Origin of the sequence: Nonomuraea indica (genome assembly GCF_002850745.1) — a bacterium.
Lineage (GTDB): Bacteria > Actinomycetota > Actinomycetes > Streptosporangiales > Streptosporangiaceae > Nonomuraea > Nonomuraea indica.
Genome location: NZ_KZ559479.1, coordinates 1 through 18293 on the forward strand (window position 1 = coordinate 1; position 18293 = coordinate 18293).

Consider the following 18293-nt stretch of genomic DNA (forward strand, 5'->3'; position numbering starts at 1 on the left):
ACCAGCCCGGCACCGGTACCTTCACCAGCCGCGACACCGCCACCCTCACCCCCAACCCCAGCGTCCAAGCCAACCGCTACACCTACGCCAACGCCTCCCCCCTCACCGGCATCGACCCCACCGGCCACTACACCGACCACCTCAGCAGAACCGGCGGGCCAGAATATGACCTCAGTCGAGACCACCAAGAAATCGCCGAGTCCTACGCCCGAATTGGGATCATCAGCGGGGGTGGCGGAAGCGGCCTGTGCATCGGAAAAGCCTGTGCTAGAGACGAGATCGGCGGTGGTGCCATGGGGTGTGATGCACAAGGCTGCTTCGGCGTGATCATCACCTCATGGCTGCGGATCTACACAGACGAGGAGGCCAAGAGACGAGGGCTCATGCCAAACGGCGAACCCGTGGATCAGCCAAACTTCTGGCATGCGAAGGAGAAAACGAGGAATTCTTATCTCGAAGTATGGTCCCCTGGCATGTCCGATGAGGAGCGCGCAATGGCGTGGGTCGGTGCCGGCGGTCTCGACGGTTGGAGTAAGTATCAAAGAGCTGTTAATATAAAGGATATTCCTGAGGAGGGCGCTCCTCTTTATCGCCTCTATTCTAAATTGGTGCGCCATGCCGAGACTATAGAAAAGGCTGCTATAAAGCATGGGCTCAGCAAGCATGCCCTAACGGCGCTCCTTATCTATGAGACGATGCACCTGGAGCCGAATACGGGATGGGCGGCTAAGCTATGGGGCAGTGTGCAGGGGTGGGAAGGCACGACGTCGCTCGGAATCGGTCAGATCCAGATACAGCTCGCGAGACACCTGTTGAAAACCTATTACCCGGAAGATTATAGGAAGATGGGTGGCGCGAAAGCGAGCAATGAAGCCATAGGGCGCCGACTGGCGGACGATGATGCACTGTCGATCCGACTGGCTGCCGCCTATATGCAGGAATTAAAATCAAAAATCACAGTCACAACGTACACGAAAGACGGAAGGCGCACCACGCGGCATATCAACGATTGGGAGGCGGCAGTCGCGTATGCGGTAGATCCAGCCGACTTCCAAGAGTGGATCAATGGCGGCAAGTTTGATTATCCGAAAACAGAACAAGAAGTAAAGAAGCGGTGGCGCGAGATCCATCATGGTGATGTAAATGCAGCAGCCCGCGAGTACTGGAGGTGTGCGGACAGGACCGTCAAGCCTGGCCAAAGCTGCGCGCGCATCCCTGTCGGCATCCGGAACCCGTAATGGTGAGGCCTTTTTTCCAACCTCATTGCGCAGGTCAGGAGGCGCGGCGGCGGGTCCGGCTGGCATGAGAAGAGGCCTCGGTAAGACAGCAGTCGACCAAGATCCGATGCCTCTACCGGAGAGCCTCGTTGCTGTCTTACTCTGCCGCGATTCCGCTGTCCAATCACACCCTGATCCGCCTGGCCGAACTGCTCCGCGTCCGGCGTGCCGAGCGCCCCTGCCGGTGGCGGCGCCTGGATGCGTCCCGGCAGGCCCTGCTGGTCCTGGCCCACCTGCGCAATGGCGATACCTACGCGCGTCTGGCCGCGGGCTTCGCCATCGGCGGCAGCACCGCCTGGCGCTACGTCCATGAGGCGGCCGACTTGCTGGCCATGCTCGCCGACGATGTCCATGACGCTGTTTTACGCGCCGGCCGGCTGGCCTACGCCATCCTGGACGGCACCCTGATCCCGATCGACCGGCTGGCCGACGAACGGCCGTACTACTCCGGCAAGCGCCGGCGACACGGCGTGAATGTGCAGGTTCTGGCCGATCCGGCCGGCCGGCTGGTATGGGCCTCACCGGCGCTGTCCGGTGCCACGCATGACTTGGCCGCGTCCCGCGTCACCGGCCTGATCGACGCGCTGAGGGTCGCAGGGATGAAGGCCTTCGCCGATAAGGGATATCAAGGTGCGGGCGGCAGCATCCGCACGCCGTTCAAAGGCCATCGGTTGCGGCCGCCTCTGTCTCGCCATCAGTGCTCGGTCAACCGCGCGCTCGCATTCGCGCCTGCGGGACGCGCCGTTGCACTTTGAAGACCTGGGAGGTCCTGACGCTGCTGCCCGCACCGCGCCACCACGATCGTGCAGGCCATCCTCGTCCTGCAACTCATCGAAGAAGGCCGCTACCCATGATAAAAAGTGCTCAGTATAGTTGGGCTTGCTGGATGTTAGGGGGAGGCTAACCTAGCTTCAGGCCGTGCTTGTTATGCTGCGGTAGACATCGCCGATTGTGGCTGATGTCCCGATCTAGTGCTCTGTTCTAGAATACTCGCTGGAAGCTCCCCTTCTCGAAAGGAAGGATTTAGGGCTCTGCAAGTGCGGAATCGCAATAGGGGACTTTTTTTGTGCAACGAAGAGCGGGCGAGAAGAGATTATGAGGAATCGTGTCAAATTCGTAAGAGTTGCGCTCCTCGTGATTGTGCTTGGCTCAGCGCTAGTCTATGGAGTGCTTCATCTTGTTGCTCTTTCGGTAAAGGTGTCGCTGGTAGCGGACCCTGGCGCCGTGAGCCAAGTCCGCGGGCTAGGTCGCGTGGTTGGCGAAGTTACGACGGAATTTGCAGACCCTAGCGGTATCGCTATCAACAACTACCTGATATTTGATCCGCCGTCTATCGATGCGCGTGAAGCTCTGAATGACTTTCATGGCCAACTAGCGGCAGAGGGCTGGGAGGTGGTCGCCAGAATACGACCAACAGGGGTGCAGATGAAATCGCCGCGATGGGAAAACACTATGCTTACGCTAGACGTGGTGAATCCAGGCCACCTACCTTTCGATGAGAAGGTGAGAATGACAATAGAAGCGGCGCGAGAAAAGGTGCGATATGGAGAATCCCTGCTGATAGTACGGTTGCGGGGAACAGGTAGTTGATTCTTTGAAGGGTCAGGTCGGCAAGGGATAGTAATGGATCATCGCCTGTAGGTCAGCAGCGCCAGATTATCCTGTTATGCGACGAAGCTTCAGTTTCTACTATCGCAGCTCACTCCGCCGAGGAGATGATGGGTAGCACATCGGGATCGGTGAGCCCCCCATAACGGTCGCCGTGATGGTCGCCAGGCTGGCAGGACCACGATGGAGCCAACACCGCCGTGCTGCCGGTGTACCTGACCACCCCGATCCGGCGCATCCGCTGAAGGAGGCTTCGCGGGACAGCTGGTGGATTGGGCTCGCGACACCCTACTCACTACGCTGGAGATCGTGCGTGAGTTCGCTGAGCAGCGCGCCTTCAACGTCATCTAACGAAGATAGGTCGTGGAGAGAACGCCGGCCTGGATGGGCGCCTGCCGCCGCCTTGCCGGTGACTGCGAACTCGACCCTGCGATCTCTGAGGCCATCATCCGTTGGGCTGCTATCGCCAGCATGGCCCCTCGCCTTACTCGAGGAGGCCCGCCCGACGTCAACAGCGCCACATCTGCGGTTGAGAATTCGACCGTTAAGGGTATTCTCCAAACACTCTCTGAGCTTGCTTCTTATCCTCCGGATTGTTGTAGCGCTGCGAGGGCGCGTCCCACAGCATGACGGTTTCGGCGCTGGCTGTGCTGCCCGTTGCCCACCAGGTCGGTATGTACTTCTACTTCTTCAGGAAACGGGCGTAGCGGCTTGTTCCCAAGGCGTTCCCGCACCGGGGGTTGATACACAGAAACCCCTGGTCGGGACTGTGTTGGGAGGGGACTGTAAAACCGTCGGCTTATGAGCTCGAGGCTTGTGTCGGCCCGGGGCAGAGCCTTTGCCGGTGGAGACGCAGAAATGGGCGCTCGCTGATCGCTCACGAGAGGCAGCAGTTCGTCAAGTACCAGTGGCCTCTGCTGCAGCGATCAGCGCATCGGCAAGCGGGTGTCCGATGCGTCCAATCGGATCCTTGGCCATGAAAAGGTGAGGACTGAGCCTGGGGCAGCGGATGCTTCGCCGTGCCTGTTGCGGGGCCAGGGTGCCGTCGGGGCTGTGGGGTCGTGGGTGTTCAGGTGGTTGATTCCTGGACGGCGGCGGCGGTGGCGGTGGTGGTGCGGGTCAGGAATCTGGCGATCACCTTGCGTTCCTCCGGGGTGAACTCGTCGATGGCGGCGGTCAGGTGGCGGCCGAGGGGGGCGAAGAAGCGGCCCGCCAGGCGGACGGCGGGTTCGTTGAGGGCGATCTCGAGCTTGCGGCGGTCCGTGGTGCTGCGGCGGCGTTCGACGTGGCCGACCTGTTCGAGGCGGTTGATGAGGGCGCTCGTGGCGGGTGGGCTGAGGTTGAGGGCGGCGCCCAGTTGGCCGGGGGTGAGGCGGCGGCCGGCGTTGGCGGCGTCGAGGATGACCACCAGGGCGTTGAGGTCGGTGCGGTGCAGGCCGTGCAGGACGGCGAACCGTTCGATGAACCGGTCGCTCTCCATGTTGAGCCGGCGGATCGCCACCATCAGTTCGTAGGCGCTCGGTGGCGGGGCGTCCTGCGTCACGTTCCTCCCTCGTCCTGGGTCACGTTCCTGTCTTGTCCCGGGTCACGTTCCTGCCTCGGCCCTCGGGTCATGGTCCTTCCTCGGGCCGACGGGCGGGCTGGTCCATTGTTCCATGCTAGAAATGTTCCATCATGGAACGACTTGCGTGGACACGGACGTTGACCCCGGCGCGGACGCTGGCCCTCGGGGTGGCCGCCAGCGCCCTGCTGACCGGGCTCGTGGGGCTGCTGGGCCGGCGGCTGGCCGGGATCGAGCTGCTGCCCGACCAGGGCGCCTCCTGGTACTACTGGAAGCTCGCCGAGCCGACGTTCTGGACGCGGCTGTCGGCCTGGGCGGGGTACGCGGCGCACCAGGTGGCCTTCTGGGGGCTGATCTACTACGCGCAGACCCGGGTCCGCCGCTACGCCACCGGCCTGCACCCGGTGAACGTCGTCGCGCTGGCGGTCAACGCCGGGTTCATCGTGCTGCACACGGTGCAGACGCACCTGTTCTACGACGGGCTCGCCCAGGACGTGTCGATCTTCAGCTCGCAGGGCTCGGTGGTGCTGCTGCTGGTCGTCGTGCTGCTGATGGAGAACCGGCGGCGCGGCATGTTCGCCGGGAAGCCGGCGCCCCTCGGACGGCAGGTGGTCGACGCCGCCCGCCGCTACCACGGCTACCTCTTCAGCTGGGCGGCCGTCTACACCTTCTGGTACCACCCGATGGAGGCGACCAGCGGCCACCTCATCGGCTTCTTCTACATGTTCCTCCTGCTGCTGCAGGGCAGCCTGTTCCTGACCCGGGCGCACACCGCGCGCTGGTGGACGGTCAGCCTGGAGCTCATGGTCGCGGTGCACGGCACGCTGGTGGCGGTCATGACGTCGGGGCCGGACGGGGCGTGGCCGATGTTCCTGTTCGGCTTCCTCGGGGTCTTCGTCGTGACCCAGATGCACGGGCTGGGGCTGTCCGCGGGGGTGCGGTGGGCGCTCGCCGCCGTCTACGCCGGCGCGGTGGTGGTCGTGTACGCGCTACGGGGCGAGCTGGGGGCCGCCGCCGGTGAGGTGGTGAGGATCCCGCTGATCGAGTACGCCCTGGTCGGGGTGCTGGCCCTGCTGGTCTGGCCGGTCCTGTGGGCCGTGGCCCGCGTTCGCGGGCGGCGGACACGAGTGCCCGGGTAAGCCCTGCTCGCGCGCAGGCCGCGACCGGAGGGGGCGCTGCGCGCGAGGTGGCTTCACCCGGACGCCAGGCGGCGGCACTCCTCCAGGGTGTGGCGGGACAGCTCGTCCCGTACGGCCGGGACGCAGATCGGGGCCATGGACAGGCTCGTCACGCCCAGGCCCACCAGCAGGGGCGCCAGCAGCGGGTCGCCGGCCGCCTCGCCGCACACGCCGACCGGCTTGCCCAGCGCGTGGCCGGCCTCCGCGCACAGGGCGATGAGCTTGAGCAGCGCCGGCTGGCGCGGGTCCAGCAGGTCGGCCAGGCCGGGGTGCTGGCGGTCGGCGGCGAAGGTGTACTGGCTGAGGTCGTTGGTGCCGATGCTGAGGAAGTCGAGCTCCGCCAGCAGTTCCTCGGCCTGCAGGGCGGCGGCCGGGACCTCGATCATGGCGCCGACCTGGGTGAGACCGCGGGCGCGGGCACGGCGGGCGAAGTCGGTGGCCTCGGCGACGGTGGTGACCATGGGGGCCATCACCCACGGGGTGGCGCCCGTGTCGCGCGCCGCCGCGGCGATGGCGTCGAGCTGCGTGTCGAGGACGCCCGGCAGCACCCGGTCCACCCGCAGGCCGCGGACGCCGAGCGCCGGGTTCGGCTCCGGCGGGAGCCCCAGGAAGGGAAGGGGCTTGTCGGTGCCCGCGTCGAGCGTCCGCACCACGACGAGCGAGGCCCGGGCGAACACCTCCGCGTAGGCCGCCACCTGCTCGTCGAACGACGGCGGCTGCCGCCGGTCGAGATAGAGGAACTCGGTGCGGAACAGTCCCACGCCCTCGGCGTCGGCGGCGTCCGGCCCGAGGTCGGCGGCCGAGCCGATGTTGAGCAGCAGCTTCACCGGGTGGCCGTCGGCGGTCCGGCCGGGGCCCCCGCCGCCGGCGAGCCGGGCCCGCTCGCGGCGGTCGCCCTCGATGACGTCCGCCGCGTCCTCCCGCGTCAGCCCGACGGTGACGTCGCCGGTGCGGCCGTCCACCGACACGACCGTGCCGTCCGGCACGTCGAGGACGCCCCGGCAGGCGACGACCGCGGGCAGGCCCCGGCTGCGCGCCAGGATCGCGGTGTGGCTGGTCGGGCCGCCCCGCTCCGTCACCAGCGCCAGCACCTCCGGGCCGAGTCCCGCCGTGTCGGCGGGTGACAGGTCCTCGGCGACGAGCACGTACGGGTGACCGGGGGAGGGGACGCCCGGCATCGGCAGGCCCAGGGCGGCGGCCACCGCCCGGTGCCTGAGGTCGTCCAGGTCGGCGGCCCGCTCGGCCAGGTAACCGCCGAGCGCCGCGAGCGTCTCGCGATGCCCGGCGAACGCCGCGTCGAGGGCGTGGGGCGCGTCGCGGCCCTCGCGCGCGTGCCGTTCGGCGTCCTCGCGCAGCATCGGGTCCTCGGCCATCATGGCCAGCGCGTCGAGCACCTCCGCGGCGGTGGCGTCGGCGGTGTCCGCGGCGCGGCGCCGCAGGTCGGCCGCGACCGCCTCCAGCGCCTTGGCGATCGTCGCGATCTCCGCGGCCGGGTCGGCCGCCGGCCGGGCCGCGGGCAGCTCGGGCGGGCCGGCCATGCGGACGAGCGGGCCGGCCGAACGGCCCGGGCTGACGCCCAGGCCGCTCAGACGCTGCCGGGGCGGGCGGGCCGGGTCAGGCATCAAGGGTCTCCTCCGCGTCGAGGTCACGTGCGAGCAGTGCGGCCAGGGCGTCCAGCGCGTCCTCCGCGCCGGGCGCGTCCGACTCCAGTGTCACCTCCGTACCCTGTGAGGCGCCCAGCGACAGCACCCCGAGCATGCTGGTGGCCGGGACGGTCCGCTCGCCGGCCCTGATCCGCACCGGCACGCCGAGGCGCACCGCCTCCTGGACGAACAGCTTGGCGGGACGGGCGTGCAGGCCGGCGGCCGAGGCCACGGTCACCGTGCGGTGGTGCAGACCCATGACGAAGCCTCCTCAGGGCTCGATGGTGACCTTGATGGCCGCGCCCCGGCTGACGAGGTCGATCCCGTCGAGCACCTGGGGCAGCGGCAGCCGGTGGGTGATGAGGTCCGCCACCGGCACCCGGCCGTCCGCGATCAGGCGGAGGGCCTCGGCGTTGTGCGCGGGGCTGGAGCCGTTCGCGCCGACGACGGTCAGCTCGCGGTAGTGCACCAGGTTGGAGTCCAGCCGGATGATCGGGTCGTCCTTGGGCAGCCCGCCGAAGAAGCTGATCCGCCCCTGCCTGGCCGCCATCCGCACGGCCTGCTCCTGCGCGGCGCCCGAGGCCGCCGCGGTGATCACCACGTCGGCGCCCCGGCCGCCGGTGAGCTTGAGCACCTGCTCGACCGGGTCGGAGTCGATGACGGCGTCCGGCGTGACGAGCTCGGCCGCCATCGCCAGCCGGTCGGCGTTGACGTCCACCAGGAAGACCCGCGCCGCGCCGCGGGCCCGCGCCAGCCGTACGTGCAGGCAGCCGATCGGGCCCGCGCCCATCACGACGACGTCGTCGCCCGGGCCGACACCCGCCAGCGACTGGCCGTTGAGGACGCAGGCGAGCGGTTCGGCCACCGACGCCTCGGCGAACCCGACGCCGTCCGGGACGGCGTTGACCCCGTTGACCGCGAGCACCTTGGCCGGGACGACCATGTACTCGGCGAAGCCGCCGTCGTAGTGGTAGCCCATCGACTCCTGGTTCGGGCACACGGTCAGCCGGCCGCGCCGGCACTCCGCGCAGGAGCCGCACGGGATGGCGGCGATCACCTGGACGCGTTCGCCGGTGTCGACCACCTCGCCGGCGATCTCGTGGCCCATCACCCGCGGCGGGCGGATGTGGTGGTGGCCGAACTTGAAGATCTTCGCGTCGGTGCCGCACGTCGAGCAGTTGCGGACCCGGATCTTCAGCTCGCCGGGGCCGGCGACCGGCTCCGGGGCGTCCTCCACGCGGATGTCGCCGGGGGCGTGGAATCGGGCGACCTTCACGTCAGCTCCTTGATCACTTGGTGGACCTCTGTCGCCTCGCGCAGGGTCCTGGCGCGTTCGGGGTCGAGCAGGATGTCGGCGAGGGCGGCCAGCAGCGGCACGTGACCGTCGCCCTTGGCGGCGATGCCGACGCACAGCGTCACCCGCTCGCCGTCCCAGTCGACGCCGCCGGGGAAGCGCACGACGCAGATGGCGTCACGCCGGACGACCTCCTTGGCGGCGGCGGTGCCGTGCGGGATGGCCACGCCCTCGCCGACGTAGGTGGAGATCGAGTTCTCGCGCTCCAGCATGGCGTCGACGTACGACTCCGCGACCGCTCCCACCTCCACCAGGACGCGCCCGCAGCGGCGGATCGCCTCGGCGCGGTCGGCGGCGCTCTCGTGCAGCAGCACGGCGCGCGGGTCGAGCAGGTCCGGCCGCATGGCCGGGGCGTCCGCCGGCTGGTCAGGCATCGACCGTGCCGCCCTTCTTGATCGCGTCGACGAGCCGGGTCACGGCCGGGTCGCCGAGGAAGATCTGGAACGGCACCAGCAGCTTGCCGGGCGCGGCGGCCTGGGCTCGGGCGGCCAGCCCGGCGTGGCAGAGCACCACGTCGGCGTCGGCCGGGATGGAGTTCACCGGGGTGTGCTCGACGGTGACGCCGGTGTCCCGGAGCTGCTTGCGGAGCTGGGTGGCCAGCATCACGCTGCTGCCCATGCCCGCGTCGCAGGCCACGATGATCTTGCGGATGTCCTTGCTGTCGATTCCGGCCATCTGGGTCAAGCCTCCTTGGAAGCGGATCGGGCCCGGGTCTCGCGGTCGTCCTGCTCGCGGTCGTCCTGCTCGGGCTCGGGGTCGGGGTCGTGGTCATGCGCCACGGGCGCCGCGGACGGCTCCGTGACGGCGGTGGGCTCGACGGTGGGCTCCTTCGTCTCGCCGCGGCCGAAGCCGAGCAGGACGGCGGCCACGGCGAACGTCACGGCCGTCGCGACGACGATCCCGAGGATCACGCCGAACCAGCCGCCCTTGGGGGTCACCGCCAGATAGGCGAAGATGCTGCCCGGCGACGGCGTCGCCACCAGTCCGGCGCCGGTGACCATGAAGGTGAACACGCCGGCCGCGCCGCCCGCGATGACGGCCAGGATGAGCCGCGGCTTCATCAGCACGTACGGGAAGTAGATCTCGTGGATGCCGCCGAAGAAGTGGATGATCATCGCGGGCGGCGTGCTGGGACGGAGCTGGCGCGGCCCGAACATCAGGTAGGCGAGCAGCAGGCCCAGGCCGGGACCGGGGTTCGACTCCAGCATGAACAGGATCGACTTGCCGTCCTTGAGCGCCTCGGCCACGCCCAGCGGCCCGAGCACGCCGTGGTTGATGGCGTTGTTGAGGAACAGCACCTTGGCGGGTTCGATGAGCACCGACGCGAGCGGCAGCAGGCTGTGGTTGATGAGCCAGCCGACGGCGTCGCCCGCGGTGTCGGTGATCGCCCTGACGACCGGGCCGATGCCCCACATGCCGACCACGGCCATCGCGCCGCCGACGATGCCGGCCGTGAAGTTGTCCACGAGCATCTCGAAGCCGGCCTTGGTCCGCTGCTCCGTGAACCTGTCGACGTACTTCAGGATCAGGGCCGTCAGGGGGCCGATGACCATGGCGCCCAGGAACATCGGGATGTCCGACCCCACGATGACGCCCATGACGGCCACCGCGCCCACCACCGCGCCCCGCTGGCCGTGGACCATCCGGCCGCCGGTGTAGGCGATGAGGACGGGGAGCAGGGTGGTGATGATCGGGCCGACCATCTTGGCGAGCTGCTCGTTCGGCAGCCAGCCGGTCGGGATGAACAGGGCGGTGATCAGGCCCCAGGCGATGAACGCGCCGATGTTCGGCATGATCATGCCGGCCAGGTGGCCGCCGAGCCGCTGGATCGTGGCCTTGACCCCGGTGCCGTAGACCGGGGGTGTGTAGGTGTCGGCCATGGACGTGCTCCTTCAGGGATGCGCAGGCTCCGGAGTGGGTGGTTCGGGCAGGGGAGTGGTGCCGGAGGGAGCCGTGGAGGGGTGAACGGGCTCGGCGGAGGAGACGGCCCGGCCGTCGACGCCGGCCGGGGCGCCCGGGGCGGACCGGTGTGCCGAAGGGACGGAGGTGAGGAGGCGGGAGGGGTCGGGCGGGCCGGTGCGGACGCCGTCGCGGCGGATGTCGGCCGGACCCGGCATGCGGCTGCCGGGCAGCCCGACCGCCGCCGCCCCCCAGGCCAGCGCCTCGACGAGGGCGGTCTCGCCGCTCGCGCCGCCCGCGAGGAACCCGGCCAGCATGGCGTCGCCCGCGCCGACCGAGCTGCGCCGCTCGGCGACCGACGCCTCGCCGTACCGGATGCCGCCGTCCTCGACGAGGACGGCGCCGTCGGCGCCGAGGCTGGCCAGCACGGTACGGGCGCCCGCCTCGCGCAGCCGGAGCGCGGCCGCGACCGCGTCGCCGACCGTGCGGATCGGCATGCCGGTGGCGGCGGCCAGCTCGTCGGCGTTCGGCTTGACCAGGGCGGGCCTCGCCGACAGGGCGGCGACCAGGGCGGGACCGCTGGTGTCGACCGCGACGTGGATGCCCGCCCCGGCGAAGCGCCGGCACAACCGGGCGTAGACGTCGGCGGGCACCTCAGGCGGCAGGCTGCCCGAGGCCACGACCCAGTCGGCCTCGTGCGCGGCGGCCAGCACCGCCTCGGCGATCGTGTCCAGCTCGCCGGCCGACAGCGCCGTGCCCGGCTCGTTGATCTTGGTGATGGTGCCGTCGGGCTCGGCCAGCGTGACGTTCGACCGGGTCGTGCCTGAGACGGGCACGGTGACCATGTCGAGCCCCTCGCCGGCGAGCAGGCGGACGAGCTGTCGCCCCTCGTCGCCGCCGAACGGCACGACGGCCCGCGAGGCGACGTCGTTGGCCAGCAGCGCGCGGGAGACGTTCACTCCCTTGCCGCCGGGGTCGAGGCGCGCGGCGGCGGCCCGGATCACGGCGCCCCTCGCCAGCTCGGCGATCTCGATGGTGCGGTCGAGGCTGGGGTTCAGGGTGAGGGTGAGGATCATGCCCGGACCACCTCGGGGCCGGCCGCCGCGAGGTCGGCGGCCAGGGCCGGGTCCACGCCCGAATCGGTGATCACCACGTCGATCTCGCTCAGCTCGGCGAACCTCGACAGGTACGTGTTGGTGAACTTCGTGTGGTCGGCCAGCAGCACGCTGCGCTGCGCGGCCCGCACCATGGCGCGTTTGATCGCCGCCTCCGCCGGATCGGGTGTGGTCAGGCCCTTGGCGACGGAGCAGCCGTTCGTCGCCATGAACGCCACGTCCACGTGCAGCTGTGACAGGGGCTGCAACGCCCAGTCGTCCACGGTGGCCAGCGTGCGCCCGCGCAGCCGGCCGCCGAGCAGGATCACGTGGAGGTTGGCCCGGGAGGCGAGCGCGATGGCCAGCGGCGGCGAGTTGACCACGACGGTCAGCTCCCGGTCGGCGGGCAGCACCTGCACGAGGCGGCCCGTCGTGGTGCCCGCGTCGATGATGACCGAGCCGTCGTCGGGCAGCTCGGCGAGCGCCGCCTTGGCGATGCGCTCCTTCTCCCCGGTCATCACCTCGTCGCGGGCGGCAAGCGCCGGCTCGAACCCCAGCCGTTCCACGGGAATGGCCCCGCCGTGCACCCGGCGCAGCACGCCGGCCCGCTCCAGGGCGGTGAGGTCGCGGCGGATCGTCTCGGTGGTCACCTCGAGATCGTCGGCCAGCGTCACGACGTCGACCCGCCCGGCCGCCCGCGCCCTGCGGAGGATCTCCTGCTGCCGCTCCTCGGCGTACATGATGTTGGTTCACCGCCGTTTCGGTTTGGTTTCATCTGTGTTTATATCCGCTTATGTGGGTACGTCAAGGGCTGATAGGTATGTCCCATGCAGAACAAGCCGTGGGCCGTCGTGGCCGCAGCCGTCCCCCTCGCCGCCGGATGCCTGTACGGCTCTCCGGCCGACGCCTTACCGATGCGGGTCGGGCAGGCCTCCGCCGGGCCGCCGCGCGTGCCGGCCGGGACCACGGCGGCATGGGTGGTGTTCGACCGGCGGGCCGGCTCTGCCGGGAAGATCGTCGCGGCGCGGAACGCGCACCGGAGGTACCGCTCCGCCTCCGTGGTGAAGATCCTCATCGCCATCGACTACCTGGAACGGCGCAAGACCGTCCCGGCGGCCGACGCCAGGCTGCTCGGGGAGATGCTGCGCTCCAGCGACGACGCGGCGGCCACCACGCTGTGGTCCCGCTCGGGCCGGGGGGCGATCGTCACGCGGACCGCGCGCAGGCTCGGCCTGGCCGACACCGCCCCGCCTCCGGCCTCGCACCCGGGGTTCTGGGGCTACACCTCGCTCAGCGCGTACGACGTCGTGCGCACCTACCGCTACCTGCTCGACACGGCCGAGCCGCGGGTGCGCGACACGATCCTCGGCCACCTGCGCCGGGCGACGCCGTGCGGCAACGACGGCTTCCCCCAGTACTTCGGCATCCCGGGCGGGGTGCCCCGGCCGTGGGCGGTCAAGCAGGGCTGGTCGGGGTTCGGCACGGTGCCGCCCACGCGCTGCGCCGGCTCGGCGGCGGGCGGCACGGCGGCGGATCGCACGGTGGCGGAGGGCACGACGGCGGATCGTACGGCGGCACCCGTGAGCCCGGGCGGGACCACGGGCGGGTCGGTCTCCGCGGTGGCGCGGCGGGCGGCCGGGTCGGGTGTGCCCGACTACGGGCGTCCCGTCCTGCACTCCACGGGCCTGGCGGGCAAGGGGGACCGCTACGTCATCGCGGTGCTGACCGCGCATCCGGCCGCCGGTACGTGGAACGACTCCGTACGGCGCATCACGCGGCTCACCGGGGAACTCTATCGAGGGCTGCCCTAGCGGGCGCCCGGGCCGCCGTGCCGGACGGGGCCGGCGCGGCGGCCGATCGGTGTGCGCGTCGGCGGGTCAGCGGTCGCCCGCCGCGGCGGAGATGTCGCCGAGCGCGGAGTCGGGGTCGCGTTCCATGGCGAGGTCGCCGAGGCTCACGATCCCGACGGCCCGGCCGTCCTCCACCACGGGCAGGCGGCGCACCGCGAGCCTGCGCATGATCTGTACGGCCTGCTCGACGCTGGTGTCGGGGCCGACCGCCTCCACCTCGCCCGTGCACGCCTCGCGTACCGGCGTGTCGGGGCCCTTCTCGTCGGCGACCAGCCGGATGGTGATGTCGCGGTCGGTCACGATGCCGCTGACCCGGCCGTTGTCGTTGACGATGACGGCGCCGGCGTCGTTGTCGCGCATGAGCGCGGCGGCCACCGCGACCGGCTGGTCCGCCTCGACCGCCGCCGGGTGGGCCGTCATGATGTCCGCCACTGTGCTGGCCATGGGGCTCTCCTCCTCGTATCGGTTCGGCCGGGCGTCCCCTACCCGCCTTTCCACGCCCTTCACCTGTCCGTATCATGAGACGAAACTTCTCTTATTGTGAGATGTCGATAGGGTGCGGGTGTACGGACGAGGACGAAGGAGTTGCGATGGACGCGGTCTACACCCATGGGCACCACGAGTCGGTGCTGCGCTCGCACCGGTGGCGTACGGCCGCCAACTCCGCCGCCTACCTGCTGCCGCACCTCCTGCCGCACATGACCGTGCTCGACGTGGGCAGCGGCCCCGGCACCATCACCGCCGACCTGGCGACCAGGGTTCGGCACGTGACCGCCTCGGAGGTCACCCCCGAGGCGCTGGAGCTGGCGCGGGCCGAGGTGGCGGCCAGGGGGCTGGACAACGTGGACTTCGCGGTCGCCGACGCCCAGGCGCTGGACTTCGCCGACGGCGCCTTCTGCGTCGTGCACGCCCACCAGGTGCTCCAGCACGTGGGCGACCCGGTGGCCGCGCTGCGCGAGATGCGACGGGTGACCAGGCCCGGCGGCATCGTCGCGGCCCGTGACAGCGACTACGCGGCCTTCGCCTGGTACCCGCGGCTGCCCGCGCTGGACGACTGGATGGCCCTCTACCAGCGGGTGGCCCGCGGCAACGGTGGCGAGCCCGACGCCGGACGGCGGCTGCTGTCCTGGGCCCGCGCCGCCGGCCTCGACGACGTGACGTGTTCAGCGTCGGTCTGGTGCTTCGCCACGCCCGAGGACCGGGCCTGGTGGGGCGGCATGTGGGCAGAGCGCGTGCTGCGCTCGGAGATGGCCCGGCAGGCGCTGGATCGCGGCGCCGCCACGGAGGAGGACCTGCGGCGCATGTCGGAGGGGTGGCGGGAGTGGGCGGCGGCCGAGGACGGCTGGCTGTCGATCACCCACGGCGAGATCCTCTGCCGCGTGTGATCCGGGGCGGCGGGCGCGGGTTTCCGAGCGCCTTGACCGGGCCCGTGGCCGCGGCGTTTCGAGCCGGGGCGGCGGACGCGGAGTTCGGATGTCTGACCGGGCGGCGGGCGCGCGGTTCCGGTGATCTCACCGGTCCCGCTGGTCCACGACCGCGTACGGGACGGAGCCGGGGTCAGAGGCCCGGGTCGAGGGTGCCGGCGCGCTGCCACTGCGGGTCGCGGTAGAGCACCACGTCGGCGCCGTCGAGCAGCTCGTCGGGGGCCGACAGCATGGCGATCTCACCGGCGGCCTGCATGTCCAGCAGCAGGTCGCGGACCCGCGGCCCCACCGGGAGGCGGCCCGGCGGCAGGCCGAGCCCGTCGCGCACCGCGTCGGCGATCTGGGACAGGTGGAACGGCCCGTCGAACTCCGCCACCACCCCCCGCACCGTGGCCGGCGTGATGACCTGCTCGGCCTCGGCGTGGGCGAGCTGCCAGATGATCTGCTCGCGTCGCCGTCCGGTCGCCGCGCACGCCGTGCAGCCGCGGTCGAGGCCCGGCGCCACCTGCTCCTCCGCCGACCCGAGACACACGGTGCACTGCCCCGTCTCGGCGGCGTGCAGCTCGGCGGCCATGCGGCTGTCCAGCCGGGCACCGCAGACGCAGGTGTGGACGTCGCCCAGGATGGCGGCGGACGGCGGAGTGATCGTGTGGTTCGTCACCGGGCCGACTCTACCTCCGGCGTCGTCGCACCGCGCCCGGCCCTCGCCGCGCCGCGCCCGGCCCTCGCCGCGCCGCGCCCGGCCCTCGCTGCGTCCGGCCCGCGCCGGGCCTGGCTCACGCCGCCCGTGCCCTGCCCTCGCCGCGCCCAGCCCTCGCGCGTCCGGCGTCCACGGTGGGGTCTCCACGCCCTGACCCCCTCACTCCCGCAGGGAGGCGAGGCTGCGCAGGCGGCGCAGGGCCTTGCGGGCGGCGGCGGCGACCTGCTCGTCCGGGTGCCGCTCGATGATCACGTGCAGCACCCGCTCGCTCCACGGATGATCGCCGAGCGCGAGCAGCGCGATGGTGCTCGCCTGCTGCTCCGGCTCCATCCCCATGGCCATGGACTGGATGACCTCGTCCGTCTCCCCGCCGAACTCCAGCAGCGCCGCCGCCATGTCCACGAACACCCAGGCGATCTCCTCGGGCGACGGCCGCTGCTCGTCGCGCCCCATCCGGGCGGCGACCACCGCGCCCAGCTTCCGCACGCCGAGCAGCCGGTCGAGCACCAGCCTGCCGTCGTCGCCGAGGTCCAGGGCGAGCAGCTCGACCCCGATGGCCCGGGCCAGCGGGCTCACCTCGGCCAGCGCGGCGCCGATCTCCTCGGCGGCCTTGGCCCGGTCCCTGCCGACGAGCCAGCCGGTCAGCTCCTCGATCCGCTCGGCCTCGCGGTAGGAGCGCAGGCCGTGCAGGAGGGCCGCCGCGTCCCGGCCGGCGAACGAGCCCATGACGGGGATCTCCTGTCCCGTGGCCTCGGCGATCATCTCGCGCGCCGTCCAGAGCCCGAGGGGGGTCAGGGCGTACGAGCCGGGGGAGCCCTCGTCCCGCTGCCGCGCGAGGCCGAGGGACGAGAGCGCGGCCGGGACGTCGCCCACCGGCTCCCGGCCGAGGAAGAGGCGGACGACCTGCAGGAAGACGGCCTGGTCGCGGCCGAACAGGTGGCGGCGCACGTCCGTCCACACGCGCAGCACGTCGTCGGCGGTGCCGTCGCGCAGCGCCCCGATCGCGTCCGGCCCGGCGGGCCCGTCCCGCAGACCTGCCAGCGCGTCGGCCCCGACCCCCGGCACGGCCTCCTCCCGAGTCCCGGGCCCCGGTACGGCCGCCTCCTGCGACCCACTGGCCTGCGCGGCCTCCTCCCGCAGCCCGGACCCCGGCGGGTTCAGGAGCAGTGCCGCCAGCGGGGTGGCTCGCACGGCGGCCGCCAGGTCGGCCCGCGAGGGCAGGCGGATCGGCGGCTGGAGCGGGAGCGTGTCGTCGTCGTAGGTGCCCACGGTCCCATCCTGTCAACAATCGGCACAACGCACTAACGACCGGCACGGTGCGGGCCGGCCGTGCGGCGCCGGCAGGACAGGACCAGGGCGGCGAGGAGAGGGGCCCAGACGACCAGGGGCGAAGTCGTTGACGATCAGACCGGCGAACTCGTCGTCCGTGCCATGCCTGTCTGGTCGCGGACGGGAATCGGTCGTGCGGTGGCGGGCGTCGGGGCCGGGCGGGTTGTGTGCGGAACGTGGTGGGGTGATGCTGGGGCGGCCCCCCGGAGCGATACTTCGATGTGGAGAAGCCATGGACGTGGTCAGCTTCGCCGAGGTCCCGACGCAAGAGCGGTTCGCCTTCTGGCGCGAGATGAGCTCGAAGATGTGGATGCCGCTGGACGCGCACTGCGAACCACGTCTGGAGAGCGCGTTCCAGGCTCACGTCGCTCTCAGCGGCCTCGGCCTGGTGCAGGCGACCTTGCTGACCGCGCCGTCGCTGACGATCCGGCGTACGCCTCGTCTGATCCGCCGCTCCGACCCCGAGACCTTCTTCGTGACGTGCACCGTCCGGGGTCACGCCATCGGAGAACAAGCCGGTCGGCAGGCGGAGCTGCGGGTCGGGGACCTGATGCTTCGCAACAGTTCGCAGCCCTATCTGACCACCTTCGAGTCGAGCGGTTCCGCGGACGGGCAGGTGCTGTCGCTGCAGTTCCCGCGGTCCTTGCTGCCGCTGCCCGAGCGGGGCCTGCGGGAGCTCAACGCGGTGCCGATCCGGGGTGCCCGGGGCATGGCCGCGCTGGCCTCGCAGTTCCTGCTGCAACTGGCCCGGCATCTGGAGGAGTTCAGCCCGGCCGAGGCGACGCGGGTCTCCCCCCTGACCCTCGACGTCCTGACCGCCGCGCTGGCCGGCGCGCTGGACGCCCGGAGCGCCGTGCCGCCGGGCAGCCGGCGACGCGCGCTGCTCGCCCAGATCTACGCCTTCGTCCAAGCGAACCTGGGCGAAGCGGAGCTGACTCCGGCCGCGATCGCCGCGGCACACCACATCTCCCTGCGGTACCTGAACAAGCTGTTCCACGCCGAAGGACACACCGTGGCCGGCTGGATCCGCGAACGCCGCCTGAAGCAGTGCCGCCGCGATCTCGCCGAGCCGCATCTGGCCGGATACCCGATCAACGCGATCGCGGCCCGGTGGGGGTTCACCAGCCCGGCGCATTTCAGCCAGGCGTTCCGCAGAGCCTACGGGCTTTCGCCACGCGAGTTCCGCGAGCAGTGCACGAGATAGTGCCCGCGGACTAAACACCCGTGCACGCAGCCGCAACGACAGCCCCAGCCGCAGCGAGCATCATTTTGCCTTGGCGGGGTCAAGGAGGCCGAAGCCTCCGAGCACGTCACGCGGGGGACGGACTCGTGAATCGACCGCACGACTCCGTCATCCGAAGCAGGCAGCACCGTCA

Annotated in this window: 17 protein-coding genes and 1 pseudogene; 6 read left to right on the forward strand and 12 right to left on the reverse strand. The window is 70.8% G+C overall.

Going from position 1 to position 18293, the window contains the following annotated elements; all coding sequences use genetic code 11:
• Together CXR44_RS39725 and CXR44_RS29050 are read left to right on the forward strand one after the other, a co-directional pair.
• On the forward strand, positions 1 to 1238 hold a 1238-nt coding region (locus CXR44_RS39725), incomplete at its 5' end, for an RHS repeat-associated core domain-containing protein (protein ID WP_180903755.1).
• A gap of 128 nt (positions 1239 to 1366) precedes the next feature.
• Positions 1367 to 2131: pseudogene (locus CXR44_RS29050) on the forward strand (transposase family protein).
• A 1823-nt stretch (positions 2132 to 3954) separates the two neighbouring features.
• Here CXR44_RS29050 and CXR44_RS29055 read toward each other — a convergent pair.
• A complete protein-coding gene (locus CXR44_RS29055; RefSeq protein ID WP_101789333.1) occupies positions 3955 to 4428 on the reverse strand; it encodes a MarR family winged helix-turn-helix transcriptional regulator in 474 nt (157 codons plus the stop codon).
• A gap of 131 nt (positions 4429 to 4559) precedes the next feature.
• Here CXR44_RS29055 and CXR44_RS29060 point away from each other — a divergent pair, with 131 nt between their 5' ends.
• The gene (locus CXR44_RS29060) at positions 4560 to 5585 is read left to right on the forward strand and encodes a hypothetical protein (RefSeq protein WP_245899524.1); all 1026 of its coding nucleotides are present in this window, start codon (positions 4560 to 4562) and stop codon (positions 5583 to 5585) included.
• A 53-nt stretch (positions 5586 to 5638) separates the two neighbouring features.
• Here the strand turns inward: CXR44_RS29060 and ptsP are convergent, their stop codons facing one another.
• The 8 genes from ptsP to CXR44_RS29100 are packed head-to-tail and all read right to left on the reverse strand — an operon-like array spanning position 5639 to position 12354.
• Entirely contained in the window at positions 5639 to 7246 is a 1608-nt protein-coding gene (gene ptsP / locus CXR44_RS29065) for a phosphoenolpyruvate--protein phosphotransferase (protein ID WP_101789334.1), read from the reverse strand.
• Positions 7239 to 7526 (reverse strand): HPr family phosphocarrier protein, encoded by a 288-nt coding sequence (locus tag CXR44_RS29070; protein ID WP_342748606.1) that lies wholly within the window; start codon positions 7524 to 7526, stop codon positions 7239 to 7241. The genes ptsP and CXR44_RS29070 overlap by 8 nt, the downstream gene beginning before the upstream one ends.
• A 12-nt stretch (positions 7527 to 7538) precedes the next feature.
• The gene (locus CXR44_RS29075) at positions 7539 to 8543 is read right to left on the reverse strand and encodes a zinc-dependent dehydrogenase (protein ID WP_101789335.1); all 1005 of its coding nucleotides are present in this window, start codon (positions 8541 to 8543) and stop codon (positions 7539 to 7541) included.
• Complete coding sequence (locus CXR44_RS29080; protein ID WP_342748607.1) at positions 8540 to 8995, reverse strand: PTS mannitol transporter subunit IIA; 456 nt, start codon at positions 8993 to 8995, stop codon at positions 8540 to 8542. The genes CXR44_RS29075 and CXR44_RS29080 overlap by 4 nt, the downstream gene beginning before the upstream one ends.
• Complete coding sequence (locus tag CXR44_RS29085; RefSeq protein ID WP_101789336.1) at positions 8988 to 9296, reverse strand: PTS sugar transporter subunit IIBC family protein; 309 nt, start codon at positions 9294 to 9296, stop codon at positions 8988 to 8990. The genes CXR44_RS29080 and CXR44_RS29085 overlap by 8 nt, the downstream gene beginning before the upstream one ends.
• A gap of 5 nt (positions 9297 to 9301) precedes the next feature.
• Complete coding sequence (mtlA, locus tag CXR44_RS29090) at positions 9302 to 10501, reverse strand: mannitol-specific PTS transporter subunit IIC (RefSeq protein WP_101789337.1); 1200 nt, start codon at positions 10499 to 10501, stop codon at positions 9302 to 9304.
• Positions 10502 to 10513: 12 nt separating this feature from the next.
• Positions 10514 to 11596 (reverse strand): 1-phosphofructokinase, encoded by a 1083-nt coding sequence (gene pfkB, locus CXR44_RS29095; RefSeq protein ID WP_101789338.1) that lies wholly within the window; start codon positions 11594 to 11596, stop codon positions 10514 to 10516.
• Positions 11593 to 12354 carry a DeoR/GlpR family DNA-binding transcription regulator gene (locus tag CXR44_RS29100; protein ID WP_101789339.1) on the reverse strand — a complete coding sequence of 254 codons (762 nt, stop codon included), beginning with the start codon at positions 12352 to 12354 and terminating at the stop codon, positions 11593 to 11595. The genes pfkB and CXR44_RS29100 overlap by 4 nt, the downstream gene beginning before the upstream one ends.
• An 87-nt stretch (positions 12355 to 12441) precedes the next feature.
• Between CXR44_RS29100 and CXR44_RS29105 the strand changes: the two genes are divergently transcribed.
• Complete coding sequence (locus CXR44_RS29105; RefSeq protein WP_180903756.1) at positions 12442 to 13425, forward strand: serine hydrolase; 984 nt, start codon at positions 12442 to 12444, stop codon at positions 13423 to 13425.
• Positions 13426 to 13491: 66 nt separating this feature from the next.
• Here CXR44_RS29105 and CXR44_RS29110 read toward each other — a convergent pair whose 3' ends face one another.
• Entirely contained in the window at positions 13492 to 13908 is a 417-nt protein-coding gene (locus CXR44_RS29110) for a CBS domain-containing protein (RefSeq protein WP_101789340.1), read from the reverse strand.
• Between the two features lie 146 nt (positions 13909 to 14054).
• On the opposite strand from CXR44_RS29110, the gene CXR44_RS29115 reads away from it, so the two are divergent.
• Complete coding sequence (locus CXR44_RS29115) at positions 14055 to 14849, forward strand: class I SAM-dependent methyltransferase (RefSeq protein WP_101789341.1); 795 nt, start codon at positions 14055 to 14057, stop codon at positions 14847 to 14849.
• 172 nt (positions 14850 to 15021) lie between these two features.
• On the opposite strand, the gene CXR44_RS29120 is transcribed toward CXR44_RS29115, so the two are convergent.
• Both CXR44_RS29120 and CXR44_RS29125 read right to left on the reverse strand, forming a co-directional pair.
• Complete coding sequence (locus tag CXR44_RS29120) at positions 15022 to 15549, reverse strand: hypothetical protein (protein WP_101789342.1); 528 nt, start codon at positions 15547 to 15549, stop codon at positions 15022 to 15024.
• 198 nt (positions 15550 to 15747) lie between these two features.
• Positions 15748 to 16857, reverse strand: a complete 1110-nt coding sequence (locus tag CXR44_RS29125; RefSeq protein WP_101789343.1) for a hypothetical protein — start codon at positions 16855 to 16857, stop codon at positions 15748 to 15750.
• 292 nt (positions 16858 to 17149) lie between these two features.
• On the opposite strand from CXR44_RS29125, the gene CXR44_RS29130 reads away from it, so the two are divergent.
• Complete coding sequence (locus CXR44_RS29130; protein WP_101789344.1) at positions 17150 to 18121, forward strand: helix-turn-helix domain-containing protein; 972 nt, start codon at positions 17150 to 17152, stop codon at positions 18119 to 18121.
• The last annotated feature ends 172 nt before the right edge of the window (positions 18122 to 18293 follow it).

Coding starts and splice junctions, on each gene's coding strand:
- CXR44_RS29060 (WP_245899524.1), top strand. CDS start 4,560: ATGGAACGACTTGCGTGGACACGGACGTTGACCCCGGCGCGGACGCTG.
- ptsP (WP_101789334.1), bottom strand. CDS start 7,246: ATGCCTGACCCGGCCCGCCCGCCCCGGCAGCGTCTGAGCGGCCTGGGC.
- CXR44_RS29070 (WP_342748606.1), bottom strand. CDS start 7,526: ATGGGTCTGCACCACCGCACGGTGACCGTGGCCTCGGCCGCCGGCCTG.
- CXR44_RS29080 (WP_342748607.1), bottom strand. CDS start 8,995: ATGCCTGACCAGCCGGCGGACGCCCCGGCCATGCGGCCGGACCTGCTC.
- CXR44_RS29085 (WP_101789336.1), bottom strand. CDS start 9,296: ATGGCCGGAATCGACAGCAAGGACATCCGCAAGATCATCGTGGCCTGC.
- mtlA (WP_101789337.1), bottom strand. CDS start 10,501: ATGGCCGACACCTACACACCCCCGGTCTACGGCACCGGGGTCAAGGCC.
- pfkB (WP_101789338.1), bottom strand. CDS start 11,596: ATGATCCTCACCCTCACCCTGAACCCCAGCCTCGACCGCACCATCGAG.
- CXR44_RS29100 (WP_101789339.1), bottom strand. CDS start 12,354: ATGTACGCCGAGGAGCGGCAGCAGGAGATCCTCCGCAGGGCGCGGGCG.
- CXR44_RS29105 (WP_180903756.1), top strand. CDS start 12,442: ATGCAGAACAAGCCGTGGGCCGTCGTGGCCGCAGCCGTCCCCCTCGCC.
- CXR44_RS29110 (WP_101789340.1), bottom strand. CDS start 13,908: ATGGCCAGCACAGTGGCGGACATCATGACGGCCCACCCGGCGGCGGTC.
- CXR44_RS29115 (WP_101789341.1), top strand. CDS start 14,055: ATGGACGCGGTCTACACCCATGGGCACCACGAGTCGGTGCTGCGCTCG.
- CXR44_RS29130 (WP_101789344.1), top strand. CDS start 17,150: ATGGACGTGGTCAGCTTCGCCGAGGTCCCGACGCAAGAGCGGTTCGCC.